General features: G+C 59.2%; 1 rRNA gene. It reads left to right on the top strand.

The features are described 5' to 3' along the window. Nucleotides 1–1474: ribosomal RNA gene (locus FK267_RS13345) — 16S ribosomal RNA — on the top strand; the annotation flags it as partial. Between the last annotated feature and the right edge of the window lie 7 nt (nt 1475–1481).

Raw genomic sequence — 1481 nt, 5'->3', positions numbered from 1 at the left:
TTTTGCTGGTTCTGGATGAGTGGCGAACGGGTGAGTAACACGTGAGTAACCTGCCCCCTTCTTCTGGATAACCGCATGAAAGTGTGGCTAATACGGGATATTCTGTGCCTGCTGCATGGTGGGTGTGGGAAAGATGCGCCTTTGGGTGTTTTTGGTGGGGGATGGGCTCGCGGCCTATCAGCTTGTTGGTGGGGTGATGGCCTACCAAGGCGGTGACGGGTAGCCGGCCTGAGAGGGTGGACGGTCACACTGGGACTGAGACACGGCCCAGACTCCTACGGGAGGCAGCAGTGGGGAATATTGCACAATGGGCGCAAGCCTGATGCAGCGACGCCGCGTGAGGGATGGAGGCCTTCGGGTTGTAAACCTCTTTCGCCAGTGAAGCAGGCCTGTCCCTTTTGTGGGTGGGTTGACGGTAGCTGGATAAGAAGCGCCGGCTAACTACGTGCCAGCAGCCGCGGTAATACGTAGGGCGCGAGCGTTGTCCGGAATTATTGGGCGTAAAGAGCTCGTAGGCGGCTGGTCGCGTCTGTCGTGAAATCCTCTGGCTTAACTGGGGGCTTGCGGTGGGTACGGGCCGGCTTGAGTGCGGTAGGGGAGACTGGAACTCCTGGTGTAGCGGTGGAATGCGCAGATATCAGGAAGAACACCGGTGGCGAAGGCGGGTCTCTGGGCCGTTACTGACGCTGAGGAGCGAAAGCGTGGGGAGCGAACAGGATTAGATACCCTGGTAGTCCACGCCGTAAACGTTGGGCACTAGGTGTGGGGGGCCTTTTCCGGGTCTTCCGCGCCGTAGCTAACGCATTAAGTGCCCCGCCTGGGGAGTACGGCCGCAAGGCTAAAACTCAAAGGAATTGACGGGGGCCCGCACAAGCGGCGGAGCATGCGGATTAATTCGATGCAACGCGAAGAACCTTACCAAGGCTTGACATGTGCCGGTCGGCTCCGGAGACGGGGTTTCCTCCTTGTGGGGCCGGTTCACAGGTGGTGCATGGTTGTCGTCAGCTCGTGTCGTGAGATGTTGGGTTAAGTCCCGCAACGAGCGCAACCCTTGTCCCGTGTTGCCAGCACGTTGTGGTGGGGACTCGCGGGAGACTGCCGGGGTCAACTCGGAGGAAGGTGGGGATGACGTCAAATCATCATGCCCCTTATGTCTTGGGCTTCACGCATGCTACAATGGCCGGTACAGAGGGCTGCGATACCGTGAGGTGGAGCGAATCCCTTAAAGCCGGTCTCAGTTCGGATCGGTGTCTGCAACTCGACACCGTGAAGTTGGAGTCGCTAGTAATCGCAGATCAGCAACGCTGCGGTGAATACGTTCTCGGGCCTTGTACACACCGCCCGTCACGTCATGAAAGTCGGCAACACCCGAAGCCCGTGGCCCTACGGGGAGCGGTCGAAGGTGGGGCTGGTGATTGGGACGAAGTCGTAACAAGGTAGCCGTACCGGAAGGTGCGGCTGGATCACCTCCTTTCTAAGGA

This window comes from Actinomyces oris, assembly GCF_006546825.1.
In the GTDB taxonomy this organism is placed as follows: domain Bacteria; phylum Actinomycetota; class Actinomycetes; order Actinomycetales; family Actinomycetaceae; genus Actinomyces; species Actinomyces oris.
Note: the sequence above shows the minus strand (reverse complement) of the source record. Positions and strands in the feature narration are given on the sequence as shown.